Genomic DNA, 22,128 nt, shown 5'->3' with positions numbered 1-22,128 from the left:
GCCGCGTGCTCCACCTCCTCGGCCAGGACAGCCGCGCCCTCGCGACGCGGGCCGGCATCGCCCTCGACGACGCCCGGCGCATCACCGGCGCGGTGATCGGCCGGGGCGCGCCGCTCCGCTCGGCGCGCAACGTCCGGCGCGCGGTGCTCGATCGGGTCGAGGCGCTCACCACGCCCGGCGAGCTGCGCCGCGTCACGACCGTCGACGCCAGGGACGGCTTCCGCCGCTACCTCTTCGAGCTGCCGGACGGCGCGCGCGTCGAGGCGGTGCGCATCCCGCTCTACGACACGCACCACACGGTCTGCCTCTCCTCCCAGGCGGGCTGCGCCCTCGCCTGCGCCTTCTGCGCGACCGGCGCGCTCGGGCTCGTGCGCTCCCTGCGCGCCTGGGAGATCGTGGCGCAGCTCCTCCACGTCCGCGCGGACGCCGTCCGCCCCGTCACCGGCGTCGTCTTCATGGGCCAGGGAGAGCCGTTCCTCAACTACGACGCGGTGCTCGACGCGGCCTACACGCTGTGCGACCCGGCCGGCGGGCGCATCGACGCGCGGCGCATCTCGATCTCCACGGCCGGGGTGGTGCCCATGATCCGCCGCTACACGGCGGAGGGGCACAAGTTCCGGCTGTGCGTCTCGCTCAACGCCGCGATCCCCTGGAAGCGGCGCGCGCTCATGCCCATCGAGCTCGGGTTCCCGCTCGACGAGCTCGTGGAGGCGATCCGCGAGCACGCCGCGAGGCGCGGCCGCGTGACGCTCGAGTACGTCATGATCTCCGGGGTGAACACGGGCGAGGAGGACGCCGCCGCGCTCGGCCAGCTCCTCGCCGGCATCCCGGTGCGGCTGAACCCCATCGCCGTGAACGACGCGAGCGGACGCTACCGCCCGCCCGACGAGGCGGAGTGGAACGCGTTCCGCGACGCGCTCGGGCGCGCGCTGCCGGGGCAGCCCATCGTGCGGCGCTACTCGGGCGGGCAGGACGAGCACGCCGCGTGCGGCATGCTCGCCTCGCGATCGCGCAGCTGAGGCGAAATCCGCCGAGCGGGATCGCCGCCGCGGCGGGCACCGGCTGCCGGTGCCGCGCGGAGACGTCGTCTACGAGAGCGCCCTGACGATCGCGTGCGTCAGGAAGAAGACGATCGCGGCCACCACCGCCGAGGCGGGGATGGTCAGGATCCAGGCCCAGACGATCCGCCCGGCCACGCCCCAGCGCACCGCCCGCGTGCCCTTCGTCGAGCCCACCCCGACGATCGCGCCGGTGATGGTGTGCGTCGTCGAGACCGGGATGCCGTAGTGGGCGAGGGCGAGGATGGTGACGCCGCCGCCCGTCTCGGCGCAGAAGCCGCCGATGGGCTGGAGCTTCGTCAGGTTGTGGCCCATCGTCCGCACGATGCGCCAGCCGCCGAACATCGTGCCGAGCGCGATGGCGGCGTGGCAGGCGAGCACGACCCAGAACGGCACCGGGAACTTGTGCGCCACGTCCGCGGCCGAGACGCGGTCCGCCCAGATCGTGCCGTACAGCACGACCGAGATGATCCCCATGACCTTCTGCGCGTCGTTCGTGCCGTGGCTGTAGCTGAAGATGCCGGCCGACACGAGCTGCAGCCGGCGGAACCAGTGGTCGACGCGCGCGGGCGTGCTCTTCCGCACCACCCAGGCGGTGAGGACCATCATCAGCGAGCCGAGCACCATGCCGATGAGCGGCGACAGCACGATGAACGCCGCGATCTTGGCGATGCCCGAGCCGATGAGGCCCCCGACGCCGAGCGGCGGGAGGGCGGCGCCGATCATGCCGCCAGCGAGCGCGTGCGAGGACGAGGACGGCAGCCCCCACCACCAGGTGAGGAGGTTCCAGACGATCGCGCCCATCAGCGCGGCAAAGATCACGGTGAGGACGAGGGGCGTCCCGTGGGTGCGGAGCTGGTCGAACTGCACGATGCCCTTGCCCATGGTCGCGGCGACCTTGAGCTCGACGCCCCACAGCACGGGCGCCGCGGAGATGAAGTTGAAGAACGCGGCCCACGCCACGGCCCACAGCGGCGAGAGCACGCGCGTCGAGACGACGGTCGCGATCGAGTTCGCGGCGTCGTGGAAGCCGTTGAGGAAGTCGAACGCGAGGGCGACGAGGATGAGCCCGACGACGATGGGGAGGAGCATGGAGGGGGGCTGATCGTGCGGCGTTCTGCGCTAGGCGTGCTCGAGGACGACGCCCTCGAGCACGTTCGCGACGTCCTCGGCGCGGTCCGTGGCGGTCTCGATGAGATCGATGATCTCCTTCCACTTCATGACCGTGAGCGGGTCGTTGCCGCGCTTGAAGAGCTTCGCCATGGTGCGGCGCGTGAGCGTGTCGGCCTGGTTCTCGAGGACGTTCATCTCCTTGCACGCCTCCAGGATCCTGCCGGGGTTCTTCTTCATGTCCCGCAGTCCGGCCACCGCCTCGCGCATCTTCTCCGACTGGGCGACGAGCACCGCGGCGAGGTCGCGCGCGTCGGGGAGCACCTGGTCGAGATCGTAGAGCCCGAGCCGTTCCGCCGCGGCGTCGGCGAGGTCGAGCACGTCGTCGATGCGCGACAGCAGGCGGTGGATCTCGGTGCGATCGAAGGGCGTGATGAACTGGGTGTGCAGCCGGGCGAAGGCGCGGTGGGTGATGTCGTCCGCGCGGTGCTCGACGTCCTTGATGGCCTGGACCTTCGCCGGCACGTCCGTGAAGTCGTCGAGGAGCGCCTTCAGGAGCTTCGCTCCCTCCACCACGGTGGCCGCCTGGGCCTCGAAGTCGGAGAAGAAGTCGTCCGACTTCGGCATCAGCTTCTCGAGCAGTGTCATGGAAGGGCTCCGGGGTGCGGCAAGGCGCGCGAACCATACTCGACCTCGCACGGCAGTCCAACGGAGCCGTGCCGCGCCCGGCCCTTGGCGCTCAAAACATCATCCCCCTAACGGGGTGGTTCTGAAGCGGGAAACCGAGTGTTTTTCCGGGGATGAGTGGCCGCATGTAGGCCATCCCACCACCCAGAGGCTTGCTCGCTCGTGCGGTGACCTTTCATATTGGACGTCCCGGGAGGGCGGGACGCCGGAACAGGATCGCTCCGCCTCGCGTTCCCGACCCGGGCGCGCACGCGCTCACCCGAGGGCCTGTCACCGCACATGCGATTCGCCGCCAAGATCGGCCTCCTGCTCCTCGCCGTTGGCGTCCTTCCGGTCGCCCTGCTCGGCATCGCCTCGTACACGGTGAGCCGGGCCGAGCTGCAGCGGACCGTCGGGCGCATGCAGGAGCAGTCGGCGGAGGATCTGGCCCTCTTCACCGAGCGGTTCGTCTCGGGGGCGCTCGAGAACCTGCGGCTCTCCACGAGCGCGGTGCTGCCGCTCGACGTCTACTCGCGCTCCGAGCTCCGCAACATCCTCGGGCTCCAGTACCGGCAGCTCCCGTTCCTCTCGATCCTCGCCATCGTCGACGACGACAAGTCCCCCGTGGCCGGGCCCATCTTCGTACCGGTCCCGCGCTCGCCCGCCGACGCCCGTCCCGAGGATGCGCCCCTCGCGGGCCGCGTCCAGGTCACGGACGACGCGCTCGACTCCTTCGCGCGGCGCCTGCCCGCGCCGCCCGCCGAGGTCGGGAGGCTCGAGCTGTCCCAGCCCTACCGTGGCGCGGACGGCGTCCCGCGCCTCGCGGTCGCGCTGCGCCTCGAGCCGACGCGCACCCTCGCCGCCGAGATCGTCCTCACCGACGTCGCGACCCGGGTGTCCGCGCTCACGCGCAAGGGCGCGGGCGTCGCCTACCTCGTGGACGGGCGCGGGGAGCTTTTGGCGCACGGGGAGCCGGACGGACGCATCGCACGGGAGGAGAAGGCGCTGCCCGAGCTCGGATCCGCGCGGACCGGCGCCCTCTCGCGGCTCGTCCAGCGCGCGGACGGCCGGCGATGGCTCGCCGCCTTCGCGCCGGTGGGGACGTACGGCTGGGGCGCGGTCGTGGCGCAGCCGGCGACCGTCGCCTTCGCCGCGGCGCAGAACCTCGGCGCCTACACCGTCACGATCGCCGGCCTCGCCATCCTGCTCGCGCTCGCGGTGGGGACGCTCCTCGCGCGGCGGGTCACGCGGCCGGTGCAGCGGCTCTCGTCCGCCGCCGCGGCCATCGCGGCGGGCGACTACGGCACGCCCGTCGAGGCGCGCGGCCGAGACGAGATCGCCGAGCTGGGGCGCGCCTTCGGACGGATGACCGCCGAGATCCGGCGCCGCGACGAGGAGATCCGCGGCTGGAACCGCGAGCTGCAGGCGCGGGTCGAGGAGCGCACGGCCGAGCTCAAGGCCGCGCAGGATCAGATCCTCCGCACGCGCCGCCTCGCCGCGCTGGGCTCCCTCGGCGCCGGCATCGCCCACGAGCTCAACAACCCGATGACCGCGATCACCGGGTACCTCGCCATCGTGAGGAAGCAGCTCGGTCCCGGCTCCCCCCAGGGCGAGCTCATCGCGAACGCGCAGGAGCAGGCGGCGCGCGTCGCCCGCGTCATCGAGGACCTGCGCAGCTTCGCGGACCAGGAGCGGTCCGCCCAGGGCCAGCGGTTCTCGCTCGTGCGGCCGGTGCGCGCCGCGCTCGACCTCTACGAGGATCGCCTGCGGGCGGCCGGCATCGCGGTCCGCGCCCGCTTCGACGAGCCGCTCCCCGACGCGCAGGGCGACGTGGTCCAGCTCCAGCAGGTGGTCGCGCACCTCGTCGAGAACGCGATAAACGCCATGCCCCGCGGCGGCACGCTCGAGGTGTCGCTCGGCTCGATCGACGGTGAGGCCATCCGGCTGCGCGTCGCGGACACGGGAAAGGGCATCCCGGCCGGCCTCCGCGAGCGGATCTTCGATCCCTTCTTCACCACGAAGGACCAGGCGGGCCGCGTGGGTCTCGGGTTATCGGTGTCGCACAGCATCGTCGAGGCGCACCGAGGAAAGATCCTCGTCGAGAGCGAGGAGGGGGCCGGCGCCGCTGTCACCGTCCTCCTCCCGGCCGCCACGGCGGCGCACCTCGCCTGAAGGAGCTCGATGCCACGCGGGACGGACGACGTGGTGGTGGGCCTCGACGCGGAGCTCTTCGCGCCCGGGCTCCTGCACGAGCTCAAGCAGCCGCTCATGGGCGCGGAGGCCGCCCTGACGCTGCTCGAGCGGAGCCTGGGGAGCTCGCTCGAGGCCGTCGAGGAGTGGCGGATGCTGCGCGGGCAGGTCGCGCGCATCGCCGAGATCGTGAGCGGGTACGAGGAGCTCCTGCGGCCGCAGGGGTCAGTGCCCGAGCCGTTCGAGGTCGGCCCGGTGGTGGGCCGCTCGGTGGAGCTCCTCGCCCACCGCGTGCGGCCGCTCGGGCCGCGCTTCGCGCTCGCCCTCGGGCCCGGCCGGCTCGCGGGCTTCGGTCGCCCCACCGCCCTCGTCCACGCCGCGACGAACCTCCTCGCGAACGCGCTCGACGCGATCGAGGACGCCCCGGGCGCGCGTGTCGAGGTGCGCGTGCTGGAGCAGGGCGCGAGCGCGGTCGAGGTCCGCGTCTCCGACGAAGGCGCCGGCGTCCCCTCCGAGGCGCGCCCGCGCATCTTCGAGGCGCGCTTCACCACGAAGGCGCCGGGCAAGGGGACGGGGCTCGGCCTCCACATCGCGCGTAGCCTGATGGCGCAGGACGGCGGACGGGTGTACCTCGTGCCTGAGGAGGATCCCGCCCGCTTGCCCTGGGCCGTGACCGAGTTCTGCGTGGTGGTGCCGGCCTCGGCCGGCGGAGGTGCGCCGTGACCGCCCTCCGGGTCATGGCGGGCTTCGCCGCCGGCGCGACCCTCGCCGGCATGGTGGTGGGGGTCGCGCGGCTCACCGAGACGGTCGAGCCCGCGACCGCCGTGGCGGAGCAGCCCGCCGCGACGGCCCCCGCTGCGACGGCCTCCGCGCCGAGCGGACCGCGTCCGGAAGAGCCGCCCGCCCGCTGGCACGCGCCGGAGGGCGCGCCGGAGGAGGTCACCGCCGGCGTGCTCGCGAAGGTCGCGTCGCAGCGGGCGGAGGCTGCGCGCGGGTGCAGGACGAGCCGCGAGCCCTCCGCGACCGAGAAGCACGGCCGCAAGGGCGCGCGGGCCGAGCCGAAGGCGGCGCGCTGCCCACCCGAGGAAGGGATCGAGTCGGTCGAGATCGACTGGAATGGCCCTCCCGCGACGCGCTGAGCCGGGGGTGCACGCCCTCCTGTGGGTGGTCGCGAGCGTGCTGCTCGCGACGGCGGCACCCGCGCGCGCGGCGCCTGGTGCGCGCGCCGCCGAGGGAGGCGCCCCGGCCGGCGGCGGCGCGCTCAAGCTCAGCGTCCGGCCGACCCGCCTCGTGCTCGGGCAGGACGGCACGGCGGAGCTTCGGATCTGGGCGCCGCCGGAGGTCGAGGAGCTCACCCTCAGCGCGAGCGCCGGGCGGGTGGAGGGGGTTCGCCGGCTCCCGAACGGCGGGTTCGCCGCGCGCTACCGTCCGCCCGCCGAGCGCTTCCCGCAGGTCGCGATCATCGCCGCGACCGCCCGCGGCGCCGCCGGCCCGCTCGACGGCTGGATGGCGCTCCCGCTCTACGGCCAGGGCGACGCGAAGGTACGGGCGAGTCCCGGCCAGAGCATCACCCTGCGCATCGGCGACCGCGCCTTCGGCCCCAGGATCGTGGGCGAGGACGGGCTCGCCGTCATCCCGGTCGTCGTGCCGCCCGGCGTGCACGAGGCGCACCACGGCTTCCGGCCCATCGACCTGCACGTCCCGGAGACGCCGCTCGTCCACGCCGTCGCGCTCCGCGCCACGGTGCAGGCGGACCGGCAGGAGCAGGTGCGCGTCGTCGCGTACGTCGTCGCGCCGCACGGCGCGGCGCGGCGAGGGGACGTGCCGGTGGTCGAGCCGTCGCGCGGCTCGGTGTCGGTGTCGGCGCGCGAGGCCGGCGCGTACGAGGTGCTCTGGACGCTCCCGCCCGGCCCGGCCGGCGAGGAGCGGCTCGCGGTGCGGCTCGCAGGGGCGCCCGCGTCGAAGGCGCTCGTCCGCGTGGGGGTCGTGCCCGGGCGCGCCGCCGCGGTGGCGCTCGCCTTCGACCGCGAGGCGTTCGTGGCCGACGGGGATGCGCCGGCGGAGGTGGTCGTCACCGCGCGCATGGTCGACGCGGCGGGGAACCCCACCCCGGGCGGCGCCGTGACCCTCGGGGCCGAGGGCGGAACGATCTCCCGCCCGGTGGAGCGCGCCCCCGGCGTCCACGAGGCGCGGCTCGAGGTGCCGCAGAAGTTCGGGAGCCGCCGCGAGGTGCTCGTCACCGCTCGCGCCGAGGCGGAGGGGCTCTCCGGCTCGCGCGCCCTCCCGCTCTTGCCGGGGCCGCCGGCGAGCGCGCGGGTCGAGGAACGCGTCATCGTGGCCGACGGGGTTCGCGAGGCGACGCTCCGCGCCACCGTGCAGGATCGCTACGGGAACCCGGTGACTCAGGCGCCCGTCGTCACCGCCGCGCGAGGCAAGGTCCTCGAGGTCGCGCCGGCCGGCGAGGGCGTCTACCGCGTGCGCTACCTGCCGCCGATGGTGGCGGCGCGCAGCGAGGACTCCCTCGCGTTCGCGGCAGGCGACGTGCGCTCTCGCAAGACGCTCGTGCTCGTCCCGCCGCGCGGCCGCGACGGGCTCCTCCTCGCCGCCGGCGTCGCCGCGGGGCGCGGGGGCGCGCTCGGGCCCCGGGTCGGCCTCGCGCTCGAGCGCGACCTGGCGAGCGCGCCCGCCGGGCTCCTGCTGTCCCTGCGCCTCGAGGCCGAGTGGATGGGCCAGCGGCGCCGGCGCGAGCTCGCGGGCGACGGCGAGGAGGTCGAGATCACCTCCAGCGCCGGCGGGCTCCTCGCCGGCGTGAGCGCGCGGCGCGAGCTCGGCGGCCTCACCGCCTGGGTCGCCGGCAGCGCGGGCCTGGTGCTCGAGTCGTCGCGTCCGGGCGACGCCGGGGCGGCGCCGGGCGGGAGGCTCTCGCTCGGCCTGGGCAGGCCGCAGCAGCGGGGCATGCCGTTCGTGGAGGCGGCGCTCCTCGCGGCGGGGCGCGGCGCCCTGCCGGCGTTCACGTTCTCCGTGGGAGTCCGGCTCGGCCGGGAGAGGTCGCATGGCGACGATCCTGATCGTCGATGACGAGCCGGTGATCCTGGACGTCTTCCGGCGCTTCCTGGAGGGCGAGGGCCGCCGGCTCCTGCTCGCCGGCTCCGTGCGCGAGGCGCTCGCCATCGCCCGGGAGGCGCGCGAGATCGACGTCGCCATCATCGACAAGAACCTGGGCGACGGCTCGGGGCTCGACGTCGCCCGCGGCCTCAAGGCGGCGAAGCCCGATGCGGAGGTCATCCTCGTCACCGGCTACGCCTCGATCGACTCCGCCATCGCGGCCGTCCAGATCGGCGCCTTCGACTACGTGACGAAGCCGGTCTCCGACTACGACGCGCTGAACCTCAAGGTGCAGAACGCGATCGACAAGGGCCGGATGCGGCGCGAGCAGCGCGACCTCCTCGTGCGGCTGGTCCAGAGCGAGGCGCTCCACCGCGGCGTGTTCGAGACGTCCTCCGACGCGATCCTCCTCGTGGACAGCGCGAGCGGCCAGATCGACGACGCGAACCCCGCCGCCGAGCGGCTCTACGGCGAGGCGCGCGACGCGCTGCGCGCCCGCCGCTTCTCGGAGCTGCTCGCGGCGGAGGGCGGCGACCCGGCGGCGCTGCCCGCGCCCGGCGCGCGCTCGGTCCCGTCGCGCCACCGCCGGGCCGACGGCTCCGAGCTCCCGGTCGAGCTCACCGCCGGTGAGCTTCCCCTCCAGGACCGCGCGCTGCGGGTGCTCTCGATCCGCGACGTCTCGGAGCGGGAGCGCGCGGAGGAGGAGCGCCGCGCGCTCGAGCAGAACCTGCGCCAGGCGCAGAAGATGGAGGCGGTGGGGCGGCTCGCGGGCGGCGTCGCGCACGACTTCTCGAACGTGCTCGCCGTGATCCTCGGCTACTCCGAGCTGCTCATGCGCGATCTCCCCGCCGGAGACCTGCGCTCGCGCGAGAGCGCGGAGGGGATCATCGAGGCGGCGCACCGCGCGGCGGGGGTGACCCGGCAGCTCCTCACGCTCTCGCGCAAGAAGCTGCTCCGCCCGGAGGTCCTCTCCCTCAACAAGGTCGTGCAGGACCTCGGCCGCCTCCTCTCGCGCGCCATCGGCGAGCGGATCGAGCTCACGACGCGGCTCCAGGACGCCCCCTGGCCCGTGCTCGCGGACGCGGACCAGCTCGCCCAGGTGCTCCTGAACCTCGCCGTGAACGCGCGCGACGCGATGCCCGAAGGCGGCCCGCTCGTCATCGAGACCGCGAACGCCGAGCTCGCGGAGGCGCCGCGGGATCTCCCCATCCCGGCCGGACGCTACGTGACGCTCTCGGTGAGGGACGGCGGCTGCGGCATGAACGACGAGGTCCGCTCGCGGATCTTCGACCCGTTCTTCACCACCAAGGAGACCGGCACCGGGCTCGGGCTCGCCACCGTCTACGGCATCGTGCGCCAGGCGGGCGGTGCGATCCGCGTCGAGTCGCGGCCGGGCCGGGGCGCCACGTTCACCGTGTTCCTGCCGGTGGGCGTGGAGCAGGTCGGGCGCGCGCACGCTCCGGTCGCGGCGGCGGCGCCGCGCGGGCTCGGGGAGACCGTCGTGCTCGCCGAGGACGAGGACGCGCTGCGCGTCCTGCTCGGGCGCGTCCTCGTCGGCAGCGGCTATCACGTGGTCGCGGGTCGCAACGGCGCCGAGGCGCTCGAGGCAGCCCGCGCCCGGGGCGCGCGGGTGGATCTCCTCCTCGCCGATCTCGTCATGCCGCGCATGACCGGCGCGGAGCTCGCCGAGGTGCTCCAGGGCGAGCAGCCGGGCCTGAAGGTGCTCTTCATGACCGGCCACACCGAGGACGCGCTCGTCGAGGACCGGCTCCGCGACGGCGACGTGGAGCTCATCCAGAAGCCGTTCACGAGCGAGGCGCTGCTCGGGCACGTGCGGCGGCTGCTCGGGCCGGCGAAGGCGAGCGCGTAGCGGCGGGACCCGTCGCGATCCTCAGTACGTCGACTGCAGGTATGCCCATCGATCACGCACCCACTGCCGCACGTAGGCGATCTCCTCGTCGTACCCCCAGCCCGTCCGCCCGTACACGCTGCTGAAGTACGCCACCTGCTCGGCGTTCCAGCGCAACTGGTCCCGCCGCGCGGCCTCGTCGTGCTGATGAGTGTAGTCGTCGATCATGGCGAGCACGTCAGTGACGGGGACCTGCTGCACGAGGTCGCCGAGCCGCGCCCGCGTCGCCTGCTCGAAGGGAGGGAGCAGGAGGCGCCGGAATAGGTTGTTGTCGGGCGTGAACTCGGTGGCCGTGCTCGGCGGAAACCGGAGGATTCCTCCCAGGGCCTGCGCGCAGTCCCACACCGCCGTGCGCCAAGGCCCTCCCGCTGGGTCGTGGTAGTGGAAGCTGTTGTGGTTTGCTGAATCGATAGCAAGGGTTAGCATCACGAGTGCCCACCATTGGCGGTACTCGTCGACATCGATGAGCCCGGGAAGCAGCGCCGCGAACGTCGCGTCGTCGGACTCGACCACGAACCGGACGAACGCGTCGAGGTCGTCGTAGGCGCCGGGCTCGCCGTCCAGGGGGAATCCCTCCTCCTTTGTGTACCCGTCGTGCCACGTGGTCTTCGGCAGCCCGGCGGAGTCGTACGGGTAGAAGTTCGCGGTGCGATGCTTCGCCATGTACAGGTTCGCGTCACCGTCGAGCCCCCCTCTCGAGAGCACCTGTCCGGCGATCTTCTCGCTCATCGTGTACAGCCCGAAGTACTCGCCGTTCAGGAAGAGCACCGCGCTCGCGGTTTGCACCCAGATCGGGCCGCCTAGCTTCTTCCAGAGATCGAGCACGAGGCGATCGCGGAGGTAGCTCTGATCGTCGAAGGTCGTGACGAGCAGCACCTTCTTGCGATCGAAGAACCCGAGGACGGGGTCGCTGAAGAGCTCGTTCGGGAAATCGATCGTGAAGCTCTTCTTCGGAAAGAGCAGGGACTTGTTTCCGCGGTACTTCACCTGCACGTCGAAGGTGTGCCCGCGGTACGTGAGCACCGCCGGCGTGTACTCCAGATCCGAGATGACCCCCGGCACTGACAGGTGGAACACCGGAAGGCCGTACTCCTCCGTATAGCGCGCGGGGTCCGGCGGGGTGTTCCCGGAAGCGTCGAACCTGTCCGCGACGCCGAGCGTGAACTTCTTCTCAATGGGCTCGATGGGCACGCTCGCGGCGATCTCGTAGACGCCCGCGTCCGCGGGCCCGGTCGTCCAGCGGATCTCCCCGGCCGAGGCGTCGACCTCCGCGCCCGGCGGAAGTCCCGCGATCGCGGGGTCGGATGGGAGCTCGCGCCCCGTGGCGCAGGCGATCGCGATGCGCACGGGATCGCCCTCGACCACCCAGGCCGGCCCGGTCAAGGTCAAACCGCAGGGACGCTGCGCCGGTTCTCGCAGCGCGTCACACGCCGCGAGCGTCCACACGAAGACGAGCGCGGCTGCCCCCCACGCGCGCGGCCCTTCCATCATGTCGTCATCCCCGCGAAGTGCACGCTCACCGTGTATGGCAGCGTGCACATGCGCACCTGCTCGAACAGGGCTCCGCAGGCGTGTTCGCCGTGGCTCTTTCGGGCGTTTGAGCTTCTGCGCAAATTGCCGCCGAGCGGCGCCCGTATCCTCAGCGGGACGGCCTCGCCGAAATCGGCGCCCGAGGGGCACAGCAGACGAAGACGACGACGGCGTGCCCTCCGCGACAAACGACGCGGATTCGGGTGAGATGCGGAGAGGACGCTCTCGCTTCAGAGCTGCTTCAGAGCGCCGCCGGATCGCCGTCCGGCGTGACGCCGCCGCGCGTGGAGCGCTCGCGCCAGGTGCGCCCGAGCGGGCGGTGCATCGGCTTGCGGGAGGTCGCGCGCATCCGGTCGACCTGCTTCCTCACGTGCCGCTTCAGGCGCTCGGAGGCGTCGAGGAGCGCCTTGTAGAGATCCTCCTGCACGCTCTCGACGTGGAGGGTGCGCGCGCCGGGCATCCGGAAGGAGAGGCGGCAGGTCTTGTCCACGCCGCCCTGCTTCGGACGGGAATCGGAGAAGTGGATGGAGAGCTCCGCGGCCTGGTCGTCGTACACGCGCGCGAGCGGGCGCGTGACGTGCTTCACGATGAAGGCGGCGACGTCCTTCGGGAGCGAGATGCGGTTCGCGTGGATGGAGAGCTTCATGCCCATACCCTGGTCACCGTTCCGCTCCGCGGAGCCCCTCCCGGTTAGACTCCTTCCGTGACCGAGCGCCTCTACCTCGCCGACAGCGGTCTCCTCGAGTTCGAGGCGACCGTCACCTCCACCCGCCCGCACTCGGGGCGCACCGCCGTCCTCCTCGACCGCACGGCCTTCTACCCCGAGGGCGGCGGCCAGCCCGCCGACCGCGGCACGATCGGCGGCGTGCCGGTCGTGGACGTGCAGGACGACGGCGGCGAGATCCTCCACGTCCTCGACGGGCCGGCGCCCGCGGGCCCGGTCGCCTGCCGCGTGGACGGCGCGCGCCGGCGCGACCACGTCCAGCAGCACCACGGTCAGCACCTCCTCTCGGCGGCCTTCGAGGCGACGCGCGGCGCGCGCACGCTCTCGTTTCACCTCGGCGAGGTCACCTGCACGATCGACCTCGACGTCGCCGCGCTCGGCGACGACGCGCTGCGCGCGGTGGAGGCGGCCGCGAACGACCTCGTCTTCCGCGACCTGCCGGTGGTGGCGAGGGAGCTCTCGGCGGAGGAGCTCGCAGCGCTGCCGCTGCGCAAGGCGCCGACCAAGGGTGCGCGAGTCGTCGTCGTCTCCGATCCTGCCGCCGGCGGGGAGATCCTGGACGCCTCGCCGTGCGGCGGGACGCACCCGCGGCGCACGGGCGAGGTCGGCGCGATCGCGGTGCTCGGCTCGCAGAAGTGGGGCGCCGGGTCGCGCGTCGAGTTCGTCTGCGGCGGGCGCGTCGTCGCCGCGCTCTCGCAGGCGCGGAGCCGGCTCGGCGAGGCGGCGCGCGCGCTCCGCTGCGCGCCGGCGGAGCTGCCGGCGGTGGCGGCCCGCGCGGCCGAGGACGGGGCGGCGCGGCGCAAGGAGGCGGAGCGGCTCACGCTGGCGCTCGCCGCGGTCGAGGCGGAGCGGCTCGCCGCGAAGGCCGGCGGCGTGGTGCGGGCCGTGGTGGTCCCGCCCGCGCCGGGCGCCGCCGCGTTCGTGAAGGCCGTGGCGGCGGCGCTCGCGGCGTCGGGGCGCGTGGCGCTCGTCGGCGCCGTCGAGGATGGTCGCGCGCACCTCGCCTTCGCGCGGCCCCGAGGCGAGGGCCCGCACCTCGGGGAGCTCGTCCGGGCTGCGGCGGCCGCGCTCTCCGGCAAGGGCGGCGGCGCCCCGGACCTCGCGCAGGGGAGCGGGCCGGATGGGTCCCGGCTCGAGGCGGCGCTCGCCGAGGCCGAGGCTGCGCTCGGCGCCGCCCGCTCGGGCTGATCACTCCTCGCCGCGATCGGCGCGAGAAGGCGACGGCGAGAGCGACACGAGCGTCGCGCCCCAGCCCCCCGCGCCCTCGTCGGCCGCGCGGAAGGCGGCGACCGCCGGGTGCCGCGCCAGGATGGCCTCGACCGAGCGGCGGAGGGCGCCGGTTCCCTTTCCGTGAACGATGCGGAGCTCGAGCAGCCCGGCCGCGCGGCACGCCTCGAGCCATTCGGGGACGAGCGCGCCGACCTCGGAAGGCCGGAACGTGTGCAGATCGAGCGTCCCCTCGAGGGGGATCGGGACCGGATCGTCGAAGGGCGGATCGCCGGGCGGTCCGCCGCCGTCGGGCGTGGGCGGCATGGGGATCCCGGCGATGATAGCCTCTGCGCATGCTCGCCGCCCGCGCCGCCGCCCTCGCGCTCGCCGCCGCCGTCGCGGCGCCGCTCCCCGCTCGCGCCGCACCCCACGCGCTCCACTACGACCTCGCCCTCGACGTCCCGCTCACGGCCGGAGCGAGCGTCGTCTGGTTCGGGACGGAGCTCGCGAAGTCGCACCTCGCGCCCACCACCTGCCGCTGGTGCGATCCGCCCGCCTTCGACCGCGAGGCGCGGCAGCTGCTCGTGTGGGGCTACGGCAAGCAGGCCCGCACCGCCTCGGACGTGCTCGCGTTCGGGGTGGTGCCCGCGGCGGCGCTCGCGCAGTTCGCGCTCGTGGCGGACTCCCGGCGCGACGCGCTCCTCGACGCGCTGTTCGTGGTGGAGGCGGTGGCGCTCGCCGCGGACGTGAACCAGATCGTGAAGCTGTCGGTGGGCCGCGAGCGGCCCTTCGTGCGCTACGGGAACTACCCCGAGCCCGTGCGGAAGCCCGATCCCGACGACCAGCTCTCGTTCTACTCCGGCCACAGCTCGCTCGCGTTCTCCTTCGCCGCCGCGGCGGGGACGGTGTCGAGCCTGCGCGGCTACCGGAGCGCGCCGTGGGTGTGGGGCGTGGGGATGGCCCTCGCGAGCGGCGTCGCTTACTTCCGGGTCGCCGCGGACAAGCACTACCTGTCCGACGTCGTCACGGGCGCCGCCGTCGGCACCGCCATCGGCATCGCCGCCCCGCGCCTCCTGCACCCGCGCGAGCGCGACGCGGAGGTCGGCACGCCCGAGCGCGTCACCCTCGTGCCGCTCCCGCTCGGCGTGCGCGTGGCGTTCTGATCGCGTCCCGTCAGCAGGCAGCCGCTGCGCCGGCGAGGAGCCGCGCGATCGCGGCGCGGAGCGCCTCGAGCTCGAACGGTTTCTCGAGGCAGTCGGCGCCCGACGCGTCGAGGAAGACGCGGGCGGACGCGGTGAACGCGCCGCCGGTGAGGAAGAGCATGCGCCGGGCGTGCGGATCGCGCGCCGCGACGAGGGCGCGGTGCAGGTCCATCCCGCTCATCTCCGGCATGAGGAGGTCGCAGAGGATCGCGTCGAAGCGCTCGCCGCGCTCGAGCTGCGCGAGGGCCTGCCGCGCGGCCCCCGCCACGACCACCTCGTGATCGGGCTGCAGCGTGCGCTGGAGCACCGTCGCGACGAGCGGCTCGTCGTCGACGACCAGGATCCGCGCGCGCGGGCGGACCCCCGGCGCCGTCCCCGGCGTCCCGGACGCCGCCGCCGCAGCAGCAGGCGCGGGCGAGCTCGGGAGGACGACGCGGAAGATCGCGCCGGCGCCGGGCGTGCTCTCCACCTCGAGCGCGCCGCCGAGCCCGGTCACGATCCCGTGGCAGATGGAGAGGCCGAGCCCGGTGCCCACGCCCGGGGGCTTCGTCGTGAAGAACGGATCGAACACGCGCGGCAGGTGCTCCGCGGCGATCCCGCAGCCCGTGTCGCGCACCTCCACGGCCACCCGGCCATCGGGGCGCGTCCGGGTGACGACGCGGATCTCGTTCCGCTCCGGCGCGCCCTCCGCGATGGCCTGCGCCGCGTTGACGAGCAGGTTCAGGAACACCTGCCCGAGCCGGGCGGCGTTGCCGTGGACGGGTGGCACGGGCGCGAGGTCGCGGGTGAGCCGCGCGCGCCGCCGGATCTCCGCTCGCGCCATGTTGATGCAGGACTCGATCACCGGCGCGAGGTCCACCGGGCCGGAGCGGTCGTTCTCGCCGCGCGAGAAGGTGCGCAGATCGCGGACGATGACGCGCATGCGCTGGGCGCCGTCGCGCGCCTCGCTCACCGCGTCCTGGAGCTGGCGCGCGAGCTCCGCGTCGGACGGCGACGGCGGCGCGCCGGTGAGGAGGCGGCCGACGCGCTCCAGCCGGTCGGAGAGGAAGGCCAGGTTCGCGCTCACGTAGGCGAGCGGGTTGTTGAGCTCGTGCGCGACGCCCGCCGCGAGCGTCCCCACCGACGCGAGGCGATCCGCGAGCGCGAGCCGGGTGTGGAGCAGGCGGGTCTCGGTGACGTCGCGCAGGGCCACGAGCGCGCGTCCGGGGAGGATCCCCGGCGTGACGGTGACCTCGACCTGTCGGCGGCGCCCGCCGGCCTCGAGCTCCGCCTCGCCGCGGTCGCCGCCGGCCGCGAGGAGCGCGCGCCAGCCCGACCCGCCTGCCCGGGACGCCGTGGGCGTCGCGACCTCGTCGAGCGACCGCCCGGCGAGCGCCGCGCGGGTCGCGCCGAGCAGGGCGCAGCTCGCGGCGTTCGCGCCCACGATCGCCCCGCCTTCGTCCACGATGAGCATCGGGTCCCGCGCGCCGTCGAAGACGGCGCGGAGCTGGCGCTCCTGCGCGAGGAGCTCCTGCTCCGCGTCGGAGCGGGCGAGCGCCGACGCGAGGACGCTCGCCGCGGTGGCGAGGAACCGCTCGTGCTCGAGCGAGAACGCCCGCGGGGCCCGCGCGTACGCGCCGAGCACGCGCGCAGGTCCGTCCCGTCCCGGCAGCGCCACCTCGAGCGCCGCCACGAAGCCGAGCGGAGCGAGGTGGCCGCCCGGCCGGCCCCGCGGGTCGGCCGCCGGGAGCGCCACGTGGCGGACGTCGCCCTCGAGCCCCGCGGCGGCGAGGACCGTCGTGCCCGCCGGCCCCGCCTCGACCACCGCGGCCGCGTCGAGCGCGAGGAGCTCCGCGGCCGTGGCACAGACCACGTGCAGGAGCGCCGTGACGCTCTCGGCGTTCACGGCGAGCTCGCCCAGGGACGCGAGCGCCGCCTCCTGAGCGACGCGGTCGCGCAGCTCGGTCTCGTCTCGCCTGCACCGGGTGATGTCGTGGAAGACCACGACCCGGGCCTCCATCGCGCCGTGCGGGCCGAGCGCCGGCGCGACGTGCCGCTCGAGGACGCGCCCGTCGCGGAGCACGATCTCGTCCGTGTACGCCGCGGTGGGATCGCGAAGGCTCAGGCAATCGAGCTCGGACGCCGCGCGGCGCGCGAACGCATGTCGCAGCGCCTGGCGGGCCAGCACCGTGTCACCGAGGTCGCGGATCTCGGCGCGCTCCCCCGCGGGAATCCCCCACAGCTCGAAGAGCCGCTCGTTCGCCGCGAGCAGCCGTCCGTCGGCGGACGAGATGAGGAAACCGTCCGGTGAGGCCGCGGAGAGCGCGTCGAACAGCGCCCCCGGGTTGCCCATGAGCAGGTCCGGTGCGCGTGCGACCGGAAGACGCCGGACGTTGGAGGGTAGCGGGTCGGTCACCGACCCGGCTGGGATGCATGAACGGTGCGGGCCGGAGACGGTGTACGCCTGCCGAAATGCTCAAATACTCCCGCTAGCTTCGCCGCGACGCATCCGACATTCCACGCAGGTGTAGGCGGACCCGGGTGCGTTGAGCCCCGTTGCGAATTCACCCCCCGTGGGGGGCGAGGGGAAAGAGCTCCCCGACCCGCTCCGGCGGCCTCGCCACCACGGCGCGTTCACCGGACACGACGATGGGGCGGTCGAGGATCCGCGGGTGCTGGGCGAGGGCGCGGATGAGCTCTTCGGCCGGCGTGCGCTCCGAGAGGCGGAGCGCCTGGTACTCGTCGGCGTCCGTACGGGCGAGCGCGTGAGGGGGTGCCCCTAGCAGCCGGAGCAGCGCGCCTATCTCCTCGACCGTGGGCGGCTCCTCGAGGAAGCGGCGGAGCTCGGGCTCGACGCCCCGTTCCCGCAGGAGCTCCAGGGCGCGCCGGCTCGTGGAGCAGCGCGCGTCGAACCAGAGGACGCAGTCGGCGGGCATCGCGGCGGATAATAGGAGAGCCTTGGATCTCGCGCACCACCTCGACCACCTGTCCTCCCTCCTCGCTGCCGAGCGCGAGGAGGAGCGCGCCCGCCTCGACGACGCCCGCCGCCGCCTCGGCCTCGCGGAACGGGAGGCGCGCGGGCTCGCCCTCGCGGACGTCGAGGCGATCGAGGAGGCGGCGCTCGCCGGGCGAGCGCTCGTCACCTACGCCCGCCCGGGGGGGCGCCCGCTCGGCGGCGCGCGCGTCGGAGTCGGCAGCCTCGTGTCCGTCACGCTGCGGCGCGAGGAGCGGCCCGACGCGCCGCGCGGGGTGGTGGCGCGCCGGACCCGCGCGTCCCTTTCGGTGGCGTTCGACGAGCCCCCGCCCGACTGGGCGACGGATGGGCGCGTGGTGCTCGAGCTCGAGCCCTCTCCGGTGACGTGGGAGCGGCTCGCCGGCGGCCTCGCGCGCCTCCGGGATGATCCCGCCGGGCGGCGCTGGCACGGCGTGCTCTCGGGAACGCCCCCGCGATTCGAGCGAGCGGCGCGGGGGCCCGACCTGCCGGGCCCGCTCAACGCGGAGCAGGCGGCGGCGCTCGACCTCGCGGACCGGGCGGTCGACCTGGCCCTCGTGCACGGTCCGCCCGGGACGGGCAAGACGACCGTGCTCGTCGAGGTCATCCGGCGGGCCGTGGCGCGGGGCGAGAAGGTGCTCGCCACCGCACCCTCCAACCTCGCGGTCGACAATCTCGTCGAGCGGCTCGCGGCCGCCGGGCTCGCGTGCGTGCGGGTCGGCCACCCGGCGCGCGTGCTCCCCGCCGTGCTCGCCCACACGCTGGAGGCGCAGGCGGAGGCCCACGAGGCCGCGCGCATCGCGAAGGGCCTCGTGGAGGAAGCCATCGCGCTCAGGCGCTCGGCGGCGAAGCGGCGCCAGCAGCGCGGCCCCGGCCGCTACAGCGCCTCGCGCGAGAAGGAGCGCGACGCGCGCGCCCTGTTCGCCGAGGCGCGCGCCCTCGAAGCCCGCGCCGAGGCCGAGGTGCTCGATCGCGCCGACGTGGTGCTCGCGACGCTCACCGGCCTCGACGCCCCCGCGCTGGCCCGCCGAAGGTTCACCCTCGCGGTCGCGGACGAGGCCACACAGGCGGTGGAACCCGCCCTGTACCTCGCCCTCCTCCGCGCCGAGCGGGCGGTGCTCGCGGGCGATCACCTCCAGCTCCCGCCCACGGTGCTCTCCGCGGCGGCGCAGGCGGGCGGGCTCGGCGTGTCGCTGTTCGAGCGGCTTGTCGCTGTGCACGGCGACGCCGTCAAGGTCACGCTGGCCGAGCAGCACCGGATGAACGCACGCATCATGGCGTTCCCCTCGGAGGCGCTCTACGGTGGGGCCCTGCGCGCGCACCCCGCCGTCGCCGAGCGCGCGATCGACGGAGCGCCGCTCGAGGTCGTGGACACGTCAGGTCGCGGCTTCGAGGAGGAGACGCCGGAAGGCTCCGACTCGAAGCAGAACGCGGGCGAGGCGGCGCTCGTCGCCGCCGAGGTGGAGGCGCTGCTCGCGCGGGGGCTCGACCCCGCGGAGGTGGCGGTGATCTCGCCGTACGACGCGCAGGTGCAGCGCCTCCGTCAGCTCCTCGCCGCGCACCTGGATCGCGGGCTCGAGGTCGACACGGTGGACGGCTTCCAGGGGCGAGAGAAGGACGCGGTCGTGGTCTCCCTCGTGCGGGCGAACGAGACCGGTGAGGTCGGCTTTCTCGCGGACGTGCGTCGCATGAACGTGGCGCTCACTCGAGCGCGCGTGAAGCTCGTCGTGGTCGGCGACGGCGCGACGGTTGCGCGCCACCCGTTCTACGCGCGGTTCCTGTCGCACGCCGAGGCGAGCGGCGCGTGGCGCAGCGCCTGGGAGCGCGCGCAGGAATTGCCGTAACTGCGCGCTCCGCCGCACTCCGCAGGGGGCCGCGTCAAGCTCGACCCGCCGCCATAGGTTCGGTTTCGGCGGGGGCCACGGAACGATGGGGACGACGGGCGAGGACTCGGGGCGTCGGCTCGTCCCCGCGCTGGGGGACATCCTCCGGAACGGGATCAGCGTCTCGATGCTCGAGGCGGTGTTCGACGCGTCGCCCGTCGCGCTCATGCTGCTCGTCGGCCCGGAGCTCGTCGTCGATCACGTGAACGTGGCGTGCCGCGCGCTCACGCGGCCCGACGTCGATCCCGTCGGGCAGCGCTTCGCGGACGTCTGGCCTACGGGCGATCCCGTCGTCGTGCCGGCGCTCCACAACGTGCTCGCGACCGGCGCCGCCCTGTGCGTGGACGACTACGTGGTGCCGTTCGCGGGGGTCTCGCGGCGCTTCTCGGTGCAGGTGAAGCGCGTCCCGTGGCGCCGGGGCCTCGCGCTCCTCCTCTCGGCCTGGGAGACCTCCGAGGCGTGGGAGGCGCGGCTCGCCGCGGAGCAGGCGGCGGAGGCCGCGCTCCGTCGCGCCGGGGAGCTCGACGCGGCCGTGAACGCGATCGCGGACGGCCTCATCCTCTACGACCGCGACGGCGAGATCGTCCGCATGAACGAGACGGCGACGAGGAGGCTCGGCTACGCGCCCGACGAGGCCTCCCCGGATCTCGCTGAGCGGTTCGGCGCGCTCCGCGTCTACACCCCCGACGGCCGGCTCATGCGCCTCGAGGAGACGCCCGTCGCCCGCGCGCTGCGGGGGGAGACCGTCCGCAGCCTGCACCTGCGCGTCGAGTACCGCGGTGAGTCGGTCTGGGTCCTCGCGAGCGCCGCCCCCGTGCGCGGCCCCGACCTCTCGATCGTCGGCGCGGTGCTCACCTTCTCCGACGAGACCGCGCTGCACGAGATGGAGCAGGCGCGCGACGACCTCGTGCGGATGATCTCGCACGACCTGCGGACGCCGCTGAACGCGATCTTCAACCAGGCCCACCTGCTCCGCCGGCACCCCGAGGACGCCCCGAGGGTCGAGGCGCGGACGAACGCGATCCTGAAGAGCTGCGAGCGGATGAGCAGCATGATCCAGGACCTCGTCGAGGCGACCCTGCTCGAGGACCGGCAGCTGCACCTTTCCCTCGAGCCCGTGGACCTCGCGGAGCTCGTGCCGGAGCTCCTCGAACGCTTCCGCGGCGCCCTCGACACGGACCGCGTGAAGCTCGTCGTCCACCCGGACGTCCCGCGCGCGCAGGCCGATCCGCAGCGGCTCGAGCGCATCGTCCTGAACCTCCTCACGAACGCCCTCAAGTACTCGCCGCCGCAGGGGGAAGTCACCCTGGAGGTCGCGGCGGATCCGGAGGGCGTCGCGATCGTGGTGACGGACCGGGGCGTCGGGATCGCGCCGGAGGACGTCCCTCACGTGTTCGAGCGCTTCTTCCGGGCGCGCGGGGCTCGCCAGCCGGAGGGGCTCGGGCTCGGGCTCTACATCACCCGCCTCCTCGTGCAGGCCCACGGGGGCCGCGTCGACGTGTCGAGCCAGCTCGGCCAGGGCAGCACCTTCCGCGTGGTCCTCCCGGCCGCGGCCGCTTTGCACTGACCTCGCCTCCGCGCGTAAGCTCGCCCGCCTCCGCGTCCCGCCCGCTGCGGCGCGGAGGGCCCTCACCCGAACCCCTCGCACGGACCGAACCGCTTGATCCGCAGCACCTTCCGGCTCGCCCCCGGCATCGGCCCCTGGCTCGAGTCGAAGCTCTGGACGAAGGGCGTGCGCACCTGGGACGAGTTCCCCGCGCCGCCCGCCGTCGCCCTCTCCGCCCGCACCGACGCGCGGCTGCGCGACGCGCTCGCCCTCGCGCGCGACGCGCTCGCGCGCGGCGACGCGGAGACCCTCGCGGCGATGCTCCCGCGCGCAGAGCGCTGGCGGCTCTACGCCGCGTTCGCCGCCGACGCGGCGTTCCTCGACATCGAGACGGACGGCGAGGCCGTCACCGCCGTCGGCATCCTCGATCGCCACGGCCCGCGCGTGTTCCTGGCGGGCCGCGATCTCGACGACTTCCCCGACGCGACGGCGGAGTGGAAGCTCCTCGTCACGTTCAACGGCCTCTCCTTCGACGTTCCCATCCTGCGGAGCGCCTTCCCCGGCTGGCGCCCGCCGCGCGCGCACGTGGACCTCCGCCATCTCTGGGCGCGGCTCGGCCACAAGGGCGGCCTGAAGCTCCTCGAGAAGGAGACGGGCGTCGGGCGCGCCGCGAGCCTCGACGGCCTGGACGGTCGCGACGCCATCCGGCTGTGGCGCCTGCACCTCCGCGGCGACGCGGCCGCGCTCCGCACCTTGGTCGAGTACAACCTGCACGACGCGGTGAACCTCCGGACGCTCATGGACCTGGGCTACAACCGGATGATCGAGCGGCTGCGCCTCCCCGCCTCGCCGGTGCCCGTCTGCGAGCGCGGCGATCACCGCTACGACATGACGAAGCTCCTGCTCGCCCTGTAGCGGCGCCGCTCGCCCGAGCCGCCGGCCGCTGGCAGGCGAGGGCCCGGGGCGCGGGCGCGAGGACCCAGGAGGTGGCTCGAGCGCCGTCGCCCGCTCGCGTCCGCTGCTAT

At 74.5% G+C, this 22,128-nt stretch carries 18 protein-coding genes; 11 read left to right on the top strand and 7 right to left on the bottom strand.

Features of this window, described 5'->3' with window-relative positions; all coding sequences use genetic code 11:
* The first annotated feature begins 5 nt into the window (after positions 1–5).
* Positions 6–1,019, top strand: a complete 1,014-nt coding sequence (locus MNY60_RS08045) for a radical SAM protein (protein WP_242360343.1) — start codon at positions 6–8, stop codon at positions 1,017–1,019.
* A gap of 69 nt (positions 1,020–1,088) precedes the next feature.
* Here MNY60_RS08045 and MNY60_RS08040 read toward each other — a convergent pair whose 3' ends face one another.
* Together MNY60_RS08040 and MNY60_RS08035 are read right to left on the bottom strand one after the other, a co-directional pair.
* Positions 1,089–2,150, bottom strand: coding sequence for an inorganic phosphate transporter (locus MNY60_RS08040; RefSeq protein WP_242360342.1), 1,062 nt, complete (start codon positions 2,148–2,150; stop codon positions 1,089–1,091).
* 30 nt (positions 2,151–2,180) lie between these two features.
* Positions 2,181–2,816, bottom strand: a complete 636-nt coding sequence (locus tag MNY60_RS08035; RefSeq protein WP_242355789.1) for a DUF47 domain-containing protein — start codon at positions 2,814–2,816, stop codon at positions 2,181–2,183.
* Between the two features lie 318 nt (positions 2,817–3,134).
* On the opposite strand from MNY60_RS08035, the gene MNY60_RS08030 reads away from it, so the two are divergent.
* Genes MNY60_RS08030 through MNY60_RS08010 form a run of 5 tightly spaced genes read left to right on the top strand, consistent with a single transcriptional unit; the run spans position 3,135 to position 9,999 of the window.
* Positions 3,135–5,006 (top strand): ATP-binding protein, encoded by a 1,872-nt coding sequence (locus tag MNY60_RS08030; protein WP_242355791.1) that lies wholly within the window; start codon positions 3,135–3,137, stop codon positions 5,004–5,006.
* 9 nt (positions 5,007–5,015) lie between these two features.
* On the top strand, positions 5,016–5,747 hold the full coding sequence (locus tag MNY60_RS08025) for a sensor histidine kinase (protein ID WP_242360341.1): 732 nt from the start codon (positions 5,016–5,018) through the stop codon (positions 5,745–5,747).
* The gene (locus MNY60_RS08020; RefSeq protein WP_242360340.1) at positions 5,744–6,163 is read left to right on the top strand and encodes a hypothetical protein; all 420 of its coding nucleotides are present in this window, start codon (positions 5,744–5,746) and stop codon (positions 6,161–6,163) included. Before MNY60_RS08025 ends, MNY60_RS08020 begins: the two co-directional genes overlap by 4 nt.
* Positions 6,141–8,102 carry an Ig-like domain-containing protein gene (locus MNY60_RS08015; protein WP_242360339.1) on the top strand — a complete coding sequence of 654 codons (1,962 nt, stop codon included), beginning with the start codon at positions 6,141–6,143 and terminating at the stop codon, positions 8,100–8,102. Before MNY60_RS08020 ends, MNY60_RS08015 begins: the two co-directional genes overlap by 23 nt.
* Complete coding sequence (locus MNY60_RS08010; RefSeq protein WP_242360338.1) at positions 8,077–9,999, top strand: response regulator; 1,923 nt, start codon at positions 8,077–8,079, stop codon at positions 9,997–9,999. The genes MNY60_RS08015 and MNY60_RS08010 overlap by 26 nt, the downstream gene beginning before the upstream one ends.
* 21 nt (positions 10,000–10,020) lie before the next feature.
* On the opposite strand, the gene MNY60_RS08005 is transcribed toward MNY60_RS08010, so the two are convergent.
* Together MNY60_RS08005 and MNY60_RS08000 are read right to left on the bottom strand one after the other, a co-directional pair.
* Positions 10,021–11,421, bottom strand: a complete 1,401-nt coding sequence (locus MNY60_RS08005) for a CotH kinase family protein (protein WP_242360337.1) — start codon at positions 11,419–11,421, stop codon at positions 10,021–10,023.
* Positions 11,422–11,809: 388 nt separating this feature from the next.
* Entirely contained in the window at positions 11,810–12,214 is a 405-nt protein-coding gene (locus MNY60_RS08000) for an HPF/RaiA family ribosome-associated protein (RefSeq protein WP_242360336.1), read from the bottom strand.
* Positions 12,215–12,271: 57 nt separating this feature from the next.
* Between MNY60_RS08000 and MNY60_RS24205 the strand changes: the two genes are divergently transcribed.
* The gene (locus MNY60_RS24205; protein ID WP_242360335.1) at positions 12,272–13,480 is read left to right on the top strand and encodes a DHHA1 domain-containing protein; all 1,209 of its coding nucleotides are present in this window, start codon (positions 12,272–12,274) and stop codon (positions 13,478–13,480) included.
* On the opposite strand, the gene MNY60_RS07990 is transcribed toward MNY60_RS24205, so the two are convergent.
* On the bottom strand, positions 13,481–13,825 hold the full coding sequence (locus MNY60_RS07990) for a Smr/MutS family protein (RefSeq protein ID WP_242360334.1): 345 nt from the start codon (positions 13,823–13,825) through the stop codon (positions 13,481–13,483).
* A gap of 29 nt (positions 13,826–13,854) precedes the next feature.
* Here MNY60_RS07990 and MNY60_RS07985 point away from each other — a divergent pair, with 29 nt between their 5' ends.
* Entirely contained in the window at positions 13,855–14,664 is an 810-nt protein-coding gene (locus MNY60_RS07985; protein WP_242360333.1) for a phosphatase PAP2 family protein, read from the top strand.
* Positions 14,665–14,674: 10 nt separating this feature from the next.
* On the opposite strand, the gene MNY60_RS07980 is transcribed toward MNY60_RS07985, so the two are convergent.
* Positions 14,675–17,035 (bottom strand): ATP-binding protein, encoded by a 2,361-nt coding sequence (locus tag MNY60_RS07980; RefSeq protein WP_242360332.1) that lies wholly within the window; start codon positions 17,033–17,035, stop codon positions 14,675–14,677.
* A 211-nt stretch (positions 17,036–17,246) separates the two neighbouring features.
* Positions 17,247–17,618 (bottom strand): ArsC/Spx/MgsR family protein, encoded by a 372-nt coding sequence (locus tag MNY60_RS07975; RefSeq protein ID WP_242337017.1) that lies wholly within the window; start codon positions 17,616–17,618, stop codon positions 17,247–17,249.
* Positions 17,619–17,640: 22 nt separating this feature from the next.
* Here MNY60_RS07975 and MNY60_RS07970 point away from each other — a divergent pair, with 22 nt between their 5' ends.
* From MNY60_RS07970 to MNY60_RS07960, 3 genes are all read left to right on the top strand, one after another.
* Entirely contained in the window at positions 17,641–19,518 is a 1,878-nt protein-coding gene (locus tag MNY60_RS07970) for an AAA domain-containing protein (RefSeq protein ID WP_242360331.1), read from the top strand.
* Positions 19,519–19,603: 85 nt separating this feature from the next.
* Positions 19,604–21,124 carry a PAS domain-containing sensor histidine kinase gene (locus tag MNY60_RS07965; RefSeq protein WP_242360330.1) on the top strand — a complete coding sequence of 507 codons (1,521 nt, stop codon included), beginning with the start codon at positions 19,604–19,606 and terminating at the stop codon, positions 21,122–21,124.
* Between the two features lie 93 nt (positions 21,125–21,217).
* Positions 21,218–22,018 carry a ribonuclease H-like domain-containing protein gene (locus MNY60_RS07960; protein WP_242360329.1) on the top strand — a complete coding sequence of 267 codons (801 nt, stop codon included), beginning with the start codon at positions 21,218–21,220 and terminating at the stop codon, positions 22,016–22,018.
* Positions 22,019–22,128 lie beyond the last annotated feature (110 nt).

This window comes from Anaeromyxobacter sp. SG17 (assembly GCF_022690695.1).
GTDB lineage: Bacteria > Myxococcota > Myxococcia > Myxococcales > Anaeromyxobacteraceae > Anaeromyxobacter > Anaeromyxobacter soli.
This window is presented reverse-complemented; position numbering and strand designations above follow the sequence as displayed.